Annotated in this window: 9 protein-coding genes and 1 other annotated feature; all 9 genes read left to right on the forward strand. The window is 38.8% G+C overall.

Translation table 11 applies throughout. The features are described from left to right. Nucleotides 1-8 precede the first annotated feature (8 nt). On the forward strand, nt 9-1,265 hold the full coding sequence (locus ISU02_RS06335) for a glycosyltransferase family 2 protein (RefSeq protein ID WP_194700966.1): 1,257 nt from the start codon (nt 9-11) through the stop codon (nt 1,263-1,265). Between the two features lie 12 nt (nt 1,266-1,277). After that, nucleotides 1,278-3,785: a cellulose biosynthesis cyclic di-GMP-binding regulatory protein BcsB gene (locus ISU02_RS06340; protein ID WP_194700967.1), complete on the forward strand. Its 2,508-nt coding sequence runs from the start codon at nt 1,278-1,280 to the stop codon at nt 3,783-3,785. 7 nt (nt 3,786-3,792) lie between these two features. Further along, nucleotides 3,793-6,834 carry a sialate O-acetylesterase gene (locus ISU02_RS06345; protein WP_194700968.1) on the forward strand — a complete coding sequence of 1,014 codons (3,042 nt, stop codon included), beginning with the start codon at nt 3,793-3,795 and terminating at the stop codon, nt 6,832-6,834. A gap of 246 nt (nt 6,835-7,080) precedes the next feature. Continuing rightward, nucleotides 7,081-7,926 carry a helix-turn-helix domain-containing protein gene (locus tag ISU02_RS06350; RefSeq protein WP_194700969.1) on the forward strand — a complete coding sequence of 282 codons (846 nt, stop codon included), beginning with the start codon at nt 7,081-7,083 and terminating at the stop codon, nt 7,924-7,926. Then, complete coding sequence (locus ISU02_RS06355; protein WP_194700970.1) at nt 7,923-11,168, forward strand: efflux RND transporter permease subunit; 3,246 nt, start codon at nt 7,923-7,925, stop codon at nt 11,166-11,168. Before ISU02_RS06350 ends, ISU02_RS06355 begins: the two co-directional genes overlap by 4 nt. Further along, entirely contained in the window at nt 11,158-12,261 is a 1,104-nt protein-coding gene (locus ISU02_RS06360; protein WP_194700971.1) for an efflux RND transporter periplasmic adaptor subunit, read from the forward strand. The genes ISU02_RS06355 and ISU02_RS06360 overlap by 11 nt, the downstream gene beginning before the upstream one ends. 61 nt (nt 12,262-12,322) lie before the next feature. Beyond that, nucleotides 12,323-12,561: a binding site (T-box leader), on the forward strand. A 178-nt stretch (nt 12,562-12,739) separates the two neighbouring features. Beyond that, a complete protein-coding gene (aspS, locus tag ISU02_RS06365; protein ID WP_194700972.1) occupies nt 12,740-14,821 on the forward strand; it encodes an aspartate--tRNA ligase in 2,082 nt (693 codons plus the stop codon). A gap of 10 nt (nt 14,822-14,831) precedes the next feature. Then, entirely contained in the window at nt 14,832-16,295 is a 1,464-nt protein-coding gene (gatA, locus tag ISU02_RS06370) for an Asp-tRNA(Asn)/Glu-tRNA(Gln) amidotransferase subunit GatA (protein ID WP_194700973.1), read from the forward strand. Beyond that, nucleotides 16,285-17,721 carry an Asp-tRNA(Asn)/Glu-tRNA(Gln) amidotransferase subunit GatB gene (gene gatB / locus ISU02_RS06375; RefSeq protein WP_194700974.1) on the forward strand — a complete coding sequence of 479 codons (1,437 nt, stop codon included), beginning with the start codon at nt 16,285-16,287 and terminating at the stop codon, nt 17,719-17,721. The genes gatA and gatB overlap by 11 nt, the downstream gene beginning before the upstream one ends. Nucleotides 17,722-17,851 lie beyond the last annotated feature (130 nt).

Here is a 17,851-nt window from a genome sequence, read left to right on the forward strand (position 1 = left end):
AGTAGACAATGAAATGGATTGACACCATCTTTTTATTTTCAATGATTTCAATTTGGATATTGCTCATCACCAATATTATATTGCTCATATTTGGTTACCGTTTTTCAACAGACATGATTAAACGCAAAAAAGAGATTATAACAGAGTTAGAACGTTATCCAATGATTTCCATTATGATACCGGCACACAATGAGGCTGTTGTGATAGAGAGAACGCTTAGGGCCTTGGTATCACTTAATTATCCTAAAGATCGATATGAGATTATTGTGATTAATGACAATTCTAAAGATCAGACAGGTGCTATTATTGAATCCATGATTGAAACTTATCCAAAGGCGTTGATCAAACACGTCGAAGTCATTGGGGATAGGGGCGGCAAGGGAAAGTCCAATGCGCTTAATCTGGGGTTTGAACACGCTGTAGGAGAGTTCTTGGTCATATATGATGCGGACAACACCCCAAATGCAATGGCACTCAGATATCTTGTCTATGAAATCTTGTCTAATGAAAAATACGGCGCTGTGATTGGTAAATTCAGGACGCGCAATAAGAAAAAAAATATATTGACTCAGTTTATAAACATTGAGACGCTTTCTTTTCAATGGATGGCTCAGGCTGGGCGTTGGAAATTGTTCGGTCTGTGCACAATTCCTGGGACGAATTTCATCGTAAGGCGAAGTATTATTGAGAGGATTGGAGGCTGGGATACATCGGCGGTTGCAGAAGACACAGAGATTAGTTTTCGCATATATGATATGGGTTATAAAATTGCTTTCATGCCACTTGCTGAGACCTTTGAACAAGAGCCGGAGACATTGAGTGTATGGATGAAACAGAGAAGTCGATGGGTTAATGGCAATATCTATGTACTCGTGAAAAATCTGGGTTCAATTCATAAAATTAAAAACCCGAGTATTTTCTTTGATCTGTTCTACTATTTCAGTGTGTACTTTTTATTTTTAACTTCCATAATTCTTTCGGATATTGTCTTTTTACTGGGCATATTTACAGATGTACAAATACAGATTACAGGTAATTATATTATCATATGGATTTTAAGCTATTTGATTTTTTTACTTCAAATAACTATTACGCTATCGGTGGAGAAAGGTGAGGCACATAAGAAAAATATTTTTTTGGTGAGCATTATGTACTTCACTTATTGTCAGTTATGGCTTGTGGTGAGTATAGTTGGCATGTATCAATTTTTAAAGAATACTATTTTGAGGCAAAAGACAAAATGGTACAAGACAGAACGTTTTTAAGGGAGGCATTGAGTGAATCCAACAAGACTAATTAGAAGGATAAAAACAATAGGTGTAATTTTACTGGTAAGTCTGTTACTATCAAATCAGATTCTTGTATTTGCTCAGGAGAGCGATAAATATGCGATTCAAATGGGTCGTTTTAATGAACGAATAAATGCAGAGCGACTGCTAGAGAAACTGACAAAAGCCGGACATGAATCCGTAATCGTCAAAACAGGTAACTATGTGGTCTATTATGGCATTTATGATGATTACAGTACGGCATATAAGGCTCTGCCCACAGCAAGAAAGTATATAAAAGATGCTTACATTGTCAAAATTAAAAACGCAGAAGCCTCTGCCTCATCGATATCATCTGATGTGCCAGTGTCCACAACAAAAGCAGTTGATCCAACACGCACAAATGACGATGCGATGACTTTAAAGGACGAAACTCAGACTGCCAACGACGAAGTGACTACTTCAAGCGATAAAGCGATAAATGCCAACGACGAAGCGGTGACCTCGAACGATGAAGCTGTGGTCTCGAACGATGATGCGACCAATGAAATGGCTTTTAATCAACTTGTTGGGAATGATCTGCTCTTACAGGGCGTATATGGTCAAGGTTCAATATTTTTTACTGTAAATGAATATTGGCAAGTTAAAGATGTCGCCTATTTTGATCTCTACTTTCAGCATTCTTATACGGGTGTCAATCATGGGTCCTCAATAACTGTAGAATTAAATGGTTCTCCGATTGAAAGTTTTTTTGTGGATCAACTTGATGGCGGTGAACATTTTCGAAGAATTAAATTGCCTAAAACTGCAATTAATCAAGGGTTCAATGAAATAAGGATAAAATCATATCATAGAATTACAGACTTAATCTGTGAAGATGATGCCAATCCAGCGAATTGGATTACTATTTTTGGGAAGTCGTATCTACACCTTGAATATGATGATCAACAGACCAAACTGGATTTAAGTACCTACCCATTTCCATACTTGAAATCCTATGTAGATCAACCGGTTCAATATGATTTTCTTGTGGAGGCACAGCCTTCTTTAGATGTCATTCAAACGATTATGACCATTGCATCGGATGCAGGAAAACGCGTAAAGTTTAAAAATATTCATTTTAATATAACGGTATTGGAGGACATGAAGCCTGATGCGAACTATATTTATGTGGGGACTTCAATGCCATCAAAATTAAAACCGTATTTTAATCAAGTTTCGGATGAAAAAAAATACATTGCACAGAGTTCATATAATAAACCCTATTCTATACTGGCCATTATTTCAGATGATCCAAAACAGCTTCCCAATATTGCGCGTGGATTGGCGAATGACATTTGGAAGAGTCAACTTTCGGATAATTTTGTGACCTTTGATGCTCAAGATTTGACTTATGAAGTGGCGCCTGATGAAAAAAATATTTTTGAGTTTTCTGAGTTAGGCTATGGGAGTCTTACTTTAGAAGGTGCTAAGTCCTCTTCTGCCCAATATTTTGTAGATATACCCGACAATTGGACTTTGGAGAAGGAAGCTAGTCTTGTGTTGAAATTGCGATATTCAAAAGTAATTGACTATCAAAATTCTTCAGTTTCTGTAGTGATCAACAATATTCCTGTTGGAAGTGAAATTTTACATGAAGAAGGCGCCGATAGCGATGTTATCACTTTTAATATTCCCGATGACTTAAAAGAGTCCAAGGCTTTCGCTATAAGTGTCAATCTCTATCTGGATGGTGATTTTGATTGTAGAGACGGAAGCATCAATACGAACTATTGGGCATATATATCCAATGAGAGTACACTTTATTTACCGCATGTGCCAAAGATAAAATATAATCTCAGTCATTATCCAGCACCTTTTGTAAGTGATTTTCATATGGATGATGCCAATTTTGTTTTAGATGCCAACTACACAAATGCAGATATAGAAATGCTCATGGATGTGGTAGGTTATCTCTCACACGAAATTTCAAGAGTTTCTGAGTTCACATTGACGCTGGATCAAGGGATTCCTGAAAAAAATAATATCTTCATCACAAGTTTGACCAGTAACCTCTTTAAAAGCATCAATGAGAAACTCAATGTATCCTATGATTTTGAGACGAAACAATTTGAGAGTAAAAATAACAGGCGCTTGTTGGACCCTTTTAATAAAAATTTATCCACGGCCCAATTGATTTCAAATCAGGGTTCTCCTTTTATGGATTTGATGATCGCTTATCAAGGCGAACGAGCATATAAATGGATTTCGCCGTATTTAACGGATCTGGAATTCGTTGGGAAACTAGATGGCAACACGATCTTTGTTGACCAAAATGGTTATTACCAGATTTTCGATACAACGCAGAAATCAACTTCTAGTAAACTGACTTTAATCGATCAAAATCCGACCACACAGATTAAGCGTGTTTCCTATGAAAACTCCAGAAATTTTTTAATTTTCTTAGGGGTAATGCTTCTGGTAATAATCGTTATAATTGTTGTGATCGCAACTCGATTTAAAAAAAGCATTAGGTAGGTGATTTATGAAACGTACATTAATTGTTTTTTTGTTTACAATTGTAGCTTGCTTAGGGATTCAAGTACCAAGTTGGGCTTCTGTTTTCACCCCGCCGTCATATGAATATGATTTTAAAGAGGACTTTAATTCAGACAGAGCGCTAGATGCCTATGATGTGATCAGTCCGGATCAGACTATTTATATTACCGATGAAGGGACCTTAAGGTTTGATGATTATCGATATCATCAATGGTTTTCTTTTGATAAGGCCCTTTTAGGGGATACAGAATCTTATGGTGTTGAGTTCAGAGTCAATATAAAGCAGATGGGTAATGGCGGTGATGCCACAAGACCTATCATAATGATTTCTCCAAGAAGTAGAGATGATGATTTTAAAAATCAGTATGCGATCACTTATCATTTAGAAAACTTGGAAATGGGAAAAATTATAGCGAATCTATACTACTGTAAGTGGTCGATTGTCAATACAAATGCACCTTCAGGCATGGAACCTCTTGTGGAGGGCTACTATCTTTTGGAAGAGGGCGTTGATTATACAGGGCGGTTTTCCATTGAAGATTTACCAGATAAAACTGTTAAAATAGAGTTCTTTATCGATGGACCAACATCACCTTTAAAAGCGTATGAGCCCTTGTTGTCTTATGTGGATGATACGCCAAATCGCATAATACAAGGTGTAAAGGGACCGAGCTTTGGCAGTGTGGGCTTTGATGACGATTTATGGGGTGAAAATCCCATCGTGGAATACGATGATATTAAGATTTACAATATTGAAAAATTTAAATTGAGAACAGAAGCGCTAAAATCCTATGCCCATACTTTTATTTTTGAATCAGAGCTCGGAGAGCGATATGATCAAGTGAGACATATGATCAATCAAAGATATCTGTTGACGACGTTGGAAGGACATCTCAATCTGGATGAAAAAGCAAAAGTAAGTGACTTGCTCTTCTCTTTAAAGGCATTGGATATGGGAAATTATGAAGGCGTTTATGCACAGTATAAAACCTATGAATCAGCCTTTTTAACCAAAGAGATTGCAAGTGAAATGCTCTATATTTATCATAATAGACCTGAGGTCAAAGAGGCTTATAAACAAATTCCGCAAGATATTAAAGTGTATTCTGACGCCATGCATTATGCTTATCAAAATGGTTACCTCAGTATCAATAGGAATCGCAATTTTATACCCAATATGATTCTGAGAAGAAGCGACTATATCGATTTGATTTCAAAACTTTCTAATCCCAGCCTGAGGATTCCAAATGGTGAAGTGGCGACCCCTGATATTATTGGCAATAATGCTGTTCTTCAAAGGGATCGAGAGATTGAGTTATGGGGCACAGGCATGTCCGGTGACTTGATAACCGTTCAGTTAAAAGAAAACGAGACAGAATTTGAAAGCACAGCGGAAAAGATTGTCAGTGATGGCAAGTGGAAAATAACACTGCCTAAAAAAAGTGCAGGAGGACCGTATACTTTAACCATAAAAGATAGTGGTAAAGAAATTGTTTACAAGGAGATCTACATTGGGGAAGTCTTTATTATTGCCGGTCAATCCAATGCAGAAATGCGTTTAAATGAAACTCAAAATTGGAATACTCAGTTTGTCGAACAATTAGAGGCGCAAGACAATATACGCTTTTTTTATAATAAGCATCTTATTGCAGTAAATCCACTGGAAAACGCAGGGGGCAAGTGGTATTATCCAGATCAATGGGGATTAGAAGTCTCTCCAGCAATAGGCACTTATTTTGCAAATGAACTGGTTAAGTTAAACGAAGAACTCAAAACTGTCAAAATTGGCATTATAAGATTGACTTATGGTGGTGCAAGTATAGAAAATTTTATACCTCCTGAAGGGGTTCCAAAATCATTTGTTCAAAGACCTGACGCACCGATCATGTCGGGATTTTGGAATGGTTTTATGGCTTATGTTGCCCCATATAAGATCAAGGGTCTCATATATTATCAAGGGGAAAACAGCACCCAATTGAAATACTCGTATGAGCCGCTTTTGAGAAACTACATTAATGGCGTTCGCATGGCGTTTCAAGACAGTGAGCTCCCCATTCTTCTGGTACAGATATCAGGATATGGTGATAATTACTATGAAACGGACAGTGATACTTGGCCGATTATAAGGGCTATTCAAATGCGTACGGCAAAGACCCTTAAAAACATAGGCCTTATAACGTCGATTGATCTCTCTGCTGAAGATCCATATGAAATCCATCCAAAGCACAAATGGCCACTGGGGAAACGCTTGGCCCAATTAGCCATGCAGGAGATTTATAATACGAATGAATTGTTGAGTCCAGAAGCCATCCTCATCCGTTTATTAGATCATGTTTATACGATTGAATTTAAAAATGTAGGTGACGGTCTTGTCAAAGTTCACGACTCGGAACATGCATTTGAAATTTTGAATGAATCCAACCATTGGGTTGGTGCGACATTTAAAGTGATGCCAGATGGAAAAACCATTGAAGTTTGGAATGATAACGTATTAAATCCCTTGGGGGTCCGCTATGATTGGAGGAATTATCCAGACTCCGTCATATTTAATTCGAGTGATTTGCCACTTTTGCCATTTAATTCAGTTATCAGTTTAAAATATGTGAATTTAGATGCACTTGAAACCAATACTTTCAAACTGAAAATAAGCAATCATATGCTCGAAACCTTTGATGCAATTGAGAATGTCACCAGAGGCGGGATTTTTAGGTCTATTGAAAGAATAGATGCCAATCTAGTCTATCAACCCTTTTATATCTATGGGCAATCCACCGGTGATCTTATAAAAAGTTATAAGTATAAAGGCCGAATTAATTCAGAATCTGGAACGACTTCAACCCTTATTAAAATCAGTGGTCACAATTTAAAAGTAGGGGATTGGGTGCGCAATAACTCAAAAGCATGGTCAACACGCAAGGTGATTGAAGTTATCGATGCGAACACCATTAGAGTGGATGCGGTTGAAAATCAAAGCGCAGGCGACGAAATTGAGATCTATAAGTATTTTAAAACCTATACAGCAGAATAATAGCATAAGGTGATCCAACTTCAGACACTTGATTTTTCAAATGATAAATGGCTGTATGCAAATTTAGAGAAAGCTCAAATAATAATTTTTTTAAATTGTTATTTGGGCTTTTTTATGATTAAAAATTTGTGACATAGTGGTGTGTTGCAAAATGGATTACATATCACTTATTGTCATTTCGTTTCGTGATATTTTTGTTTAAATATCACGCTTATGGGTATTAGGTTAAAAAGGAGATGGAATGCTATGGATTCTTTAGGAGAACAAATTAAAAAATTGAGAAAAGAATACAAGCTAAGCCAAAAGACATTAGCTGAAAATATTGGAATTGCACAGTCAGCAGTTGCTAACTATGAAAGTGGCTATAGAGTGCCCAATCATGAAATTTTGATTAAGCTTGCAGATTATTTTGATGTGTCTGTGGATGCACTTCTATGCAGGGTTCATGAAAAAAAAGATTGGATTGAGATTTCAGATATCTTTCTCAAAAGTGTGATGAAATACGATTATCCAGCAGCATATGCACTCCTTGAGCACATGCTTGATAATGACATCTCACCTAAAGAAATTTATTTAAAAGTAATTCGATATGCGCTTGCGAAAATTGGTTGGCTCTGGGAAACGGGAATGATGACATCGGCAGATGAGCACTTTATAACACGTCAGATAGAAAGGATTATGGATGATGTCTATCGCAAAGTGATGCAATCCATGCCTATAAAAACAAAGTGTATCAAAGTCGTGGGTATGGCAGCGCCCCATGAAGCTCATACAATACCCATAAAAATGGTCATGCAGTTATTGAGTTTTGAAGGCATAGAGACTTTTTTTATCGGCACGTCTGTGCCAGTTAAAGCGCTATCTGAATTTGTCGTAAAAAATCAAATTGATTATGTGATATTATCCATAACCATGCAGACGTTTTGGGATGAATTAAGAAGGTATATGGACGCAGTTCAAGAGGATGCTGTCTTATCACAAAAGCCATTTGTAATTGGGGGAAGAGCAGCACAAAAAAATATGATTTTAAGCCAGAATATGGCTGTTGAGATCGTTTTAAAATATGAGGAAACTTTGGAGGTGATTAAATGAATTTGAATAAAGACTTGAGAGAGAGCAAAATGAAGATCAATGTCATTGGTAAATTATCCAGTGTTTTCATAAATCAATTTCAATTGTCAATGCTTCTGATGATTATGATCATCAGTATCGGTGTCGTGGGACTGATTTCATTACCTAAAGAATCACTGCCGGAGATTGTTTTTCCTGCCATTACCATACAGACAGTTTATCCAGGTGCAAGTCCTGAAGATGTTGAACGCCTTGTGACAGAAAAGATCGAAAAAAAAGTTAAAGATTTTGAGGATATAGATACGATTGAGTCGGATTCCACTTTTGGTTTTTCTGTGATCACGGTCTCTTTTAAGGAAAGTGTCAATATTGAAAATAAAAAAATAGAAGTGGATAATGCACTGAGGGAAATTGAGTTCTCGGAAGGTGTTTTAACACCTAAAAGTGTCATCTTTAAAACCTCTGAGATCCCGCTTATGAACATCAGTGTCAACGGCGACTATGATGTGGAAACGCTGACTCAAATAGCTGAGAACCTTAAAAATGAACTTGAGAGCATTAAAGGTGTAGACAGTATAGACCTCTTTGGCACCACGGTAAAGGAGGTTCATATCATTACAGATGAAAACAAGATGTTGACTTACAATATAACACTATCTGACATTAAAAATGCCATTAAATCATCTAATATCAGTTTGCCAGTGGGGGACTCTGAACTCAATGGGGTCAGATATACGCTCAGAGTAGATGAGTCTTTTAAGGCACTGGATGAAATTAAAGATGTCGTCGTTGTGGGTCGATCCGGTCAGCAAATCTTTATTAAGGACTTGGCAAAGGTCTCTTTTGGTGTTGCTCCAGTGAGCGTTATCAATAAAACCTTCATAAGAGATCAAATGACGCGCTCCCAAAATTCTATTTTTATGAAAGTCAATCGCAAAGTCAATAGTGACGTTCTGGGAACAAGTGAGGCTATAGAAAACAAGATACAAGATTTAAAGGGAATTTCATATCCTGAAGATGCTGTCATCTATATTTCAGATAATATGGCAAGGCGCGTAGGGGATGATTTAGCCAATATTCAATCCAGTGCTTTGTCAGGTCTAATTGTCGTTATTATTGTGCTGTTTTTATTTATAGGGATTAGAGAATCTTTAATTGTATCGATTACCATTCCATTAAGCTTGCTGGGCACTTTGGGTCTTTTGAATTTATTTGGCATTACATTCAACACTTTTGCAATCTTGGGCCTAATCGTTGCACTGGGGCTTCTTGTGGACAACTCCATCATTGTCATGGAAAATATAGATCGTATTAAGAAGTTGGGATTTAATCGCAAGGAAGCCGCTTTCTTAGGGACCAATCAAGTGGGATTCCCGATTGTATCGGCTACGCTGACGACTTTGGCAGCCTTTTTCCCATTGGTTATACTACCGGGGATATTAGGGGCCTTTGTATCGACGATTCCACTTACGATTATGATCACCTTGACAGTTTCTTTATTTGTTTCACTGGTGATCACGCCTAGTATTGCTTCTAGATTGTTAAAAAATCAAAAACACCATAGCATAGGTAAGATTAAATGGCTGAAAAACAGTGCTGCGATCCTTTTGGTTGCAGGGCTCAGTTATTATGCTTTCAGTGTTGCAGGCAATAGACTTTTAGCACTTGTCATGATGGCTGTTTTTACAGGATTTATGGCGCTCAAAATAATTACAATTGGTGATGAAGGCTTTGAAGATACAAGGGTGACGAGATTTTATGGCACAATTGTCGCATGGATTGTTTATAAAAAACGACGCAGTTTTCTAGTTCTATTTGTAGGGGGGTTACTACTTGTTATGAGCGTGTCGGCATTTGGAACAGGACTTTTAAAAGTTTCCTTTTTCCCAAAAAATGAACCCGATACATTGGAAATTTTAGTGGATACACCAGGGGGAACGACGCTTTCTCAAAATGAGCAAATCGCTTCTGAAATAGAAGAGATGCTATTAGAGCATGAGGCTGTAAAATCGTATAATGTGACTGTTGGTGGGAATGAAATTGATTTTGTTAAATTCAGTGTGGCAATAGACAATAGCTTGCGCAGTGGTTATGAGATTTTAGAGGGATTGCAAGAACAAACTGCAAAAGTAAGTGGCGCAGAGATTTCAATTAACGGCATTGCAGCAGGCCCGCCTGTTGGCAAGCCAATCGTTCTCAAAGTAGAGGGTGAAAATCTTGAAGACACTTATAAATTTTCCAATGAGGTGAGCGATTACCTGAGAAATCTAGAGGGGGTTTACAATATAGATGCTTCGGTGACTGTAGGCGTACCTCAAATCAAAATAGGCATCAATAAACTCAAGGCGACACAGCTGGGGACAAATGTAAGCACTGTTGCACTACAACTCAGAGGTGAGCTAGGTGGTGTCGAAGCGACAACCATGCGGATTAACGAGGATGAAGTGGATGTGATCATTAAAAGGGATTCAAATGAAATCGATGATTTAGGCACGCTTAAGAGTCTCTTTATAGCCACTCAAAATGGGATGATGGTACCACTTCGCAGTATAAGTGATATCCAGATTGAAGAGGGCATATCTAATATTTCAAGGGAAGATGGCAAACGCGTCATCACGGTGAGTGCAGATTTGAAAACAGGTTATAATAGCAGTGATATTACCAATACAATCAAAAGACACTTTGATGAGAGCAAATTGCCTAAAGGCATCCGTATTATATATTCAGGTGATTCAGAAGGGATTCAGGAAAACTTCGGATATCTTTTCCAAAGCATGATCTTAGCTGTATTCTTAGTTTTCATCATTCTGACGGTGCAATTTCAGTCAATTATTCAACCTTTCGTTATACTGTCTACGATTCCAATGTCGATCATTGGCGTTATCTGGGGGCTAATCCTCACAGGGAATGATTTTGGATTCTATGCTTTTATGGGATTGGTAGCATTGGTTGGAATCGCGGTAAATGATGCCATTGTGCTCATAGATTACATGAACTACTTACGCAAGGAGGGCGCAACGCTTAAAGAGGCCATTAAAGAAGCTGGACTCACACGCTTTAATCCAGTGCTTGCCACAACGTTGACAACCATTAGTGGAGTTTTACCGCTGGCCTTTAAAGAAGCCTATTATGCGCAGTTCAGTTTTGCACTTATCTTTGGTCTGATGATGACGACACTGATGACTTTGATTTTTATACCGACAATATATCATTTGATAGAATCCTTTAGAGACAGGAAGGGGGTTGAGACCTATGAAAAGTAAATACGCAAGAGTAATGATGTTCATATTACTGGTTTTTGGGTTAGCTGGATGCCAGAGCAAAGCAGATGAGGTTGTGAAAGATGTGACGCCGCCTCTTACTGTGGTGGAAACAGCCCCTATTATCAGAGATAAGGTGCAAGCTTTTTACACCAGTTTTGGAGAGATCAGTCCACAAAATCAAGTGGATCTGTTTTTAAATGGTACTGGTGAGATCGAATCGATTTTAGTAAAAGCAGGTGATGCTGTTTCGGTGGATACACCACTTATTAAGCTCAGTACAGATCAAGTAAAAACCACGTATAGTGCACAGGAAAGTCAGCTCAGAACAGTTCGGGATAACTTTAAAATACAATTGGATGCCGTCCGAGATAACTATCAAAAACAATCAGAACTTTTAAAAAATGGATTTGTGACACAAGCCAGTGTGGACGCGTTAGAGACACAACTCAGTACATTGGAAAAACAATATGAAGATGCACGCAATAACTATAATAATCAAGTACAGAATCTAAAAAAAGCTGTGAACGATCGTTTGCTTTCGAGTACCATTGATGGGGAAATAGCAGGCATTTACGTGAAAAAGGGCCAAAAAATTTCTAATCAAAAAGCCATTACCATTGTCAACAGAGATGTGCTTTCAGTGAAGACAATGGTCACCAGCTCGACTCTGCAAGAACTTGCGATTGGAACACCAGTCCTCATTACGCTTACCAATGATCAAAAGGATGTGCTTGAAGGTGAAGTGGTCAATATGGAACTTCTTCCAGATCCAATTAACAAGCTTTATCCTGTGGAGATTAGACTTGAAGATAGAAAAGATTCAATCTTCATTGGAGATTATGTGGAGGTCAAATTTATTACGGATGAATACGATGCCAATCTCGTCCCAAATACAGCGATTGTTTATGAGGGAACAAATACTTTTATATTTTTATTAGAGGGAGAGAGGGCAGTCAAAGTTCCGGTTGATCTGGGGCTGACAAAGGATGAATTCGTTGAAATTAGAAGTGATCAGCAACTTCTCGATCAACAGATTATCGTGAGAGGACAGAGCTATATTAAAGATGGCGAGGTGGTATCCCTTAAAAATTAATTTTGTGAAATATATTGACAAGTGCGTCAGGACATATTATAATCACTAGCAAATGAGTAAACTAAAGACGAGGACGAGAAGAGTAATTCAAAATGGTAGTTGAAGCGAGCTGATGACGGTGTAAGATCAGTACGGATTTTTGAATGAAGAACATCTCTGAGTTTCTAACCGAAATAGCAGTAGGATTAGACGTATCTGGCACGTTACAGTCAGTAGATATCGACTTTAAGTCCGTATCGATGAGCAGGATCTTTTTAGATCAATCTGGGTGGTACCGCGGAAGTAGCTTTCGTCCCTTTTATAGGGATGAAGGCTTTTTTTACGTTGTTTTACAGTAAAATCTGGTTAGAGCTTAGTTGTAAATTCTGAATGCAACCGCTTCAGATTATGGACGGCTATGAACGGGAGTGACGTAAGTGTAAACGTGGAATCAGATCTGGGCTGATTTTCGATACAGCATAGGCAAAGGAGGCAGTGTATGAAAAAATTTGAAAGAACGCATTATTGCGGTAGGTTAAGGGAATCCAATATTGATGAAGCTGTGGCACTCTCAGGATGGGTTCAGAGAAGAAGAGATCTGGGAGGTGTCATATTCTTAGATTTAAGAGATAAGACTGGTATTGCTCAGGTCATATTGGATCAAAAGGATTTACCAGAGGAGATGTTTAGTCATGCTGAAGGCATCAGAAGTGAATATGTGATTCAAGTGAAGGGGTTGGTTGAAAAGCGGTCAGAAGATACGATCAATCCACTGATACCAACAGGTAAAATCGATGTTAGAGCAAATGAATTGACGATCCTTTCCAAAGCGCATACACCACCTTTTATGATTGAGGAAAACTCAAACGTAAGGGAAGAATTGAGACTTAAATATAGATTTTTAGACCTTAGAAGACCAGATATACTCAGAAACTTAAAACTGAGACAACAAGTGACCAATACGGCTCGGGCCTATCTCGAAAGCCATGAGTTTCTGGAAGTTGAAACCCCAATTTTAAGTAAGAGCACCCCAGAGGGGGCACGTGATTTTTTAGTGCCGAGCCGAGTTAAAAAAGGCACATTCTATGGGTTGCCTCAGTCGCCACAAATTTACAAGCAATTATTAATGGTTGGTGGGATAGACTGTTATTTCCAAGTGGCAAAATGTTTTAGAGATGAAGATTTAAGAGCGGATCGACAACCTGAGTTCACTCAGATTGATATGGAACTTTCCTTTGTGGACGAAGAGGATATCATAGAACTTCTGGAAGGACTCTTTGCAGATTTGTTCCAAAAGGTCAAAGGCATCACACTTAAAACGCCATTTAATCGCATAACTTATGCAGAATCCATGTCCCTCTATGGTGTGGATAAACCGGATTTGAGATTTGGCTTTCCCATGATTGATCTGACAGAGATTTGTAAAACTTGTGAGTTTGAAGTGTTTAGATCGGTGGTAAACCGTGGTGGTATCGTTAAAGCGCTCAATATCAAGGGCGGGGCTTCATTTACAAGAACTCAGATTGAAGCATTGACTCATCATGCCATGTCGTTAGGCGGTAAAGGGATGGCGTGGATTGCAATTGAACCAGATGGCAGTTTAAAATCAGTCATCACGAAATTCTTCAAGGCAGCTGATATTGATGCAATTTTAGAAAAAACGGAAGCAAAACCGGGTGATTTACTCATCTTTTCAGCAGATAAAAAGGATTTGGCGCTCAGTGTCCTCGGCAGTTTGAGATTAATGGTTGGAGACATGATGGGCCTTAGGGATGACAAAGATTATGCTTTTGTGGTGGTGACAGATTTTCCACTACTGGAATGGTCAGAGGAAGAAAAACGTTATGTGGCCATGCATCATCCTTTTACAATGCCAAAAGATGAAGATTTAGAATTATTTGAAACGGCACCAGAGAAAGTTCGCGCTAAGGCTTATGATATTGTTCTCAATGGCGTGGAACTTGGCAGTGGCAGTATTAGGATTCACGATAGCAGTATTCAGTCGAGAATGTTTAAATTGCTTGGTTTCTCTGAAGAGGAAGCAAAAGAGCGATTTGGCTTTTTACTCAGTGCTTTTGAATACGGCGTACCGCCACATGGTGGCTTTGCATTTGGACTTGATCGCTTGATTATGCTTATGGTGGGTGCTGAAAGTATCAGAGATGTCATTGCATTTCCTAAGATGAAGGATGCTTCTTGTGCCATGACGCAATCGCCGTCAGAAGTGAAAAGAGAACAATTAGATGAACTTTCTATCTACCTTGAAGGGACGCATGCGCCTAAACATGAAGCCCCACAGATGACGCATGAAGTCATAGAACATGTGGCGAAACTCTCACGGATTGAACTGGATGAAGCGGAAAAAGAGATGCTTACAAGTGATTTAATGAAGATCATTGCCTTTGCAGATCAACTCAGTGAAGTGGATACTTCCAGTGTTCACATGAAAGAGAGTCTCTCAAATGCAGAAAATGTCTTTAGAGTAGATCAGGTCATCGCTTTTGACGATCAAGAAGGGCTTCTCAAAAACGCCGCACAGGTGACAGAAAACTGTATTTTTGTCCCTAAAACAGTAGAATAGGAGGAAACACATGAGCACTTTAACTAAACTCACATTGACAGAAGCGAGTGTGCTTCTAAACGAAAGAAAGATCAGCAGTGAAGAACTCACAAACGCTTATATAGATAAAATTAAAGCCAATGATTCATCGATTAATGCTTACTTGCATTATGCTTTTGAAACCGCAAATGAAACGGCTAAAGCCGTGGATCAATTGAGGGCAAGTGGTGAGCGCTTAGGAGCCTTGGCCGGTATTCCAATGGGTATCAAGGATAACATGTCTACACTGGATATGCCAACGACTTGTGGGAGCAAGATGCTCGAGAATTATCATGCGCCATTTGATGCCACAGTGGTTAAACAGTTGAGAGCGTCAAAGGCTGTTATCTTAGGAAAACTCAACATGGATGAGTTCGCAATGGGTTCCACCACTGAGCATTCCTATTTTAAAAAGACAAAAAATCCAGTTAAATTGGATAGAGTTCCTGGAGGCAGTAGTGGGGGATCTGCTGCAGCAGTTGCCAGTGATGAAGCGCTATACACATTGGGATCGGATACTGGTGGTTCCATCAGACAGCCGGCGAGTTTTTGCGGTGTCGTGGGCATGAAGCCGACGTATGGCAGTATTTCTAGATATGGCTTAATCGCTTTTGCATCCTCACTAGATCAAATTGGTCCCTTCACAAAGTCTGTTGAAGACATGGCGCTGGTTTTACCATCTTTGATGAAAAAAGATCCTATGGATTCCACCTCTTTAGAGTCGCCAGAGTTTTCGTTGGATCAAATTAGAAAAAGAGATATTAAGGGCATAAGAGTGGCATTGCCTGTTGATTTCATGGAAGAAGGCATTGATGAAGAAGTGAAGGCGGCAATTTTAAAATCTGCCAAGACTTTAGAAAGCATGGGTGCAATTGTGGAGACGGTTTCTTTAAAGTCTTTAAAGCATGCGTTGCCTGCATACTACATTATTTCCTCTGCGGAGGCTTCCTCAAACTTAGCGCGATTTGATGGGATTAAATACGGCTATAGGCATCCTGATTTTGACTCCCTTGAGACTTTATACTCGCGTTCAAGACGATATGGTTTTGGAGATGAAGTCAAACGTAGAATTCTCCTTGGCACTTATGCATTGAGTTCTGGCTATTACGATGCTTACTATAAAAAAGCGCTCAAAGTAAAGACGTTGATTATGAATGAATTTGAAATGCTCTTTCAACATTATGATGTGGTCCTTGCGCCAGTGGCGCCAACTACGGCATATGGGTTTGACGATTGCTCAGAAGACGCCCTTAAAATGTACCTGGGTGATATTTATACCGTACCTGTTAACATCGCAGGATTGCCTGCAATTTCAATCAACTGTGGTTTCGATTGTGACGGCATGCCCATTGGCATGCAGCTTATTGGAAAGCATTTTGATGAAGGCATGCTTTTAAGAGTGGGCCACGCCTACGAACTAGAAGCTCAAGAGAGGGGGCAATTGTATGTTAAATAAATATGAGGTAGTCATTGGACTTGAAGTCCATGTTGAGTTGAAGACAAAGAGTAAAATATTTTGTGGTTGCTCCACCGTTTTCGGTGCAAAACCGAACACACAGTGCTGTCCAATTTGTATGGGATTTCCGGGGACATTACCGGTGCTCAATGAAACCGTCGTTGATTATGCCATAAAAGCTGGCCTTGCAACGCATTGTGACATCACGAGAATTGGCAAACAGGATCGTAAGAATTACTTCTATCCAGATTTGCCAAAGGCATATCAAATCTCACAATACGACTTGCCTCTTTGTAAAGAGGGCTTTGTGGATATCAGCATTCAAGGAAAAGACAAACGCATTGGAATTACTAGAATTCATATAGAAGAAGATGCAGGTAAACTCATGCATGATCTCAATGAAGGGACTATGATTGACTATAACAGATGCGGTGTGCCGCTTGTGGAAATCGTATCTGAACCTGATATGAGAAGTGCTGATGAAGCTATTGCCTATCTAAAAAAATTGAGATCCATCTTACTCTATACTGAGATTTCAGATTGTAAGCTCAATGAAGGTTCTTTTAGATGTGATGTGAATTTATCTGTACGCAAAAAGGGTGAACCTGAATTTGGAACGCGAACAGAGATGAAAAACCTCAACTCTTTTGCCTTTATTAAAAATGCCATTGAGCATGAGACGAAGAGACAAATAAAGGCAGTTGAATCAGGTGAACTCATTGTTCAAGAGACCAGAAGATGGGATGCCATCAAAGGAGAATCTTATTCCATGAGAACCAAAGAAGATGCGCATGATTACAGGTATTTCCCTGATCCAGATCTTGCCACCATTGTGATCAGCGAGGATAAACTCAATCAAATTCAATCAGAACTTCCAATATTGCCAGATGAGCGTAAAAAAACTTATATAGAAAAGTATGCGCTAGCAGCGGATGCAGCGGAGCAGTTAACGGCTCAGAAACAACTATCAGATTATTTTGAAATGGGTGTGGCGCATGTAAAAACGCCTTCTATTCTTGCAAATCTCATGATGACGGATATTTTTAAGAGCAGTTGTGGCGATGAAGATGAGATGAACTTCAAAATTTCACCAGAATCACTTGCTGAAATCGTAGGGGGTATAGAAGAGGGGACTCTTAATCCTGCGTTAGCTAAGAAAGCGATGGGGTATTTAATGGAGGAAGAAGGCTCTGTTGAGATGATTCTTAAAAAGTATGATCTTGAGGTGCTTAAAGACATTGAGAGATTGACCAAAGAAGGTGAGGCTATTTTAGAAGAGCATCCAAGAATTGTAAAGGATTTCTTGGGTGGCAAGGCTAAAGCCATGGGTGCCTTTATGGGACAAATGATGAAAAGAACACAGGGCAAAGCCGATCCAGAGCAAACTGAAAAGGTGTTTAAAGACATCGTTGATAAATTGAGATAGCGGATTTTTAACGATTCTAGTAATGGACTGGAAATTAACGGAATGGCGATAATGCCTACTACGAAAGCAGGATTTTTTAATAGCGATACATGCTCATTAGAAAACCCTGCTTTGTTTTATAATTTTATGA

Origin of the sequence: Fusibacter ferrireducens (assembly GCF_015352425.1) — a bacterium.
GTDB lineage: Bacteria > Bacillota > Clostridia > Peptostreptococcales > Acidaminobacteraceae > Fusibacter_A > Fusibacter_A ferrireducens.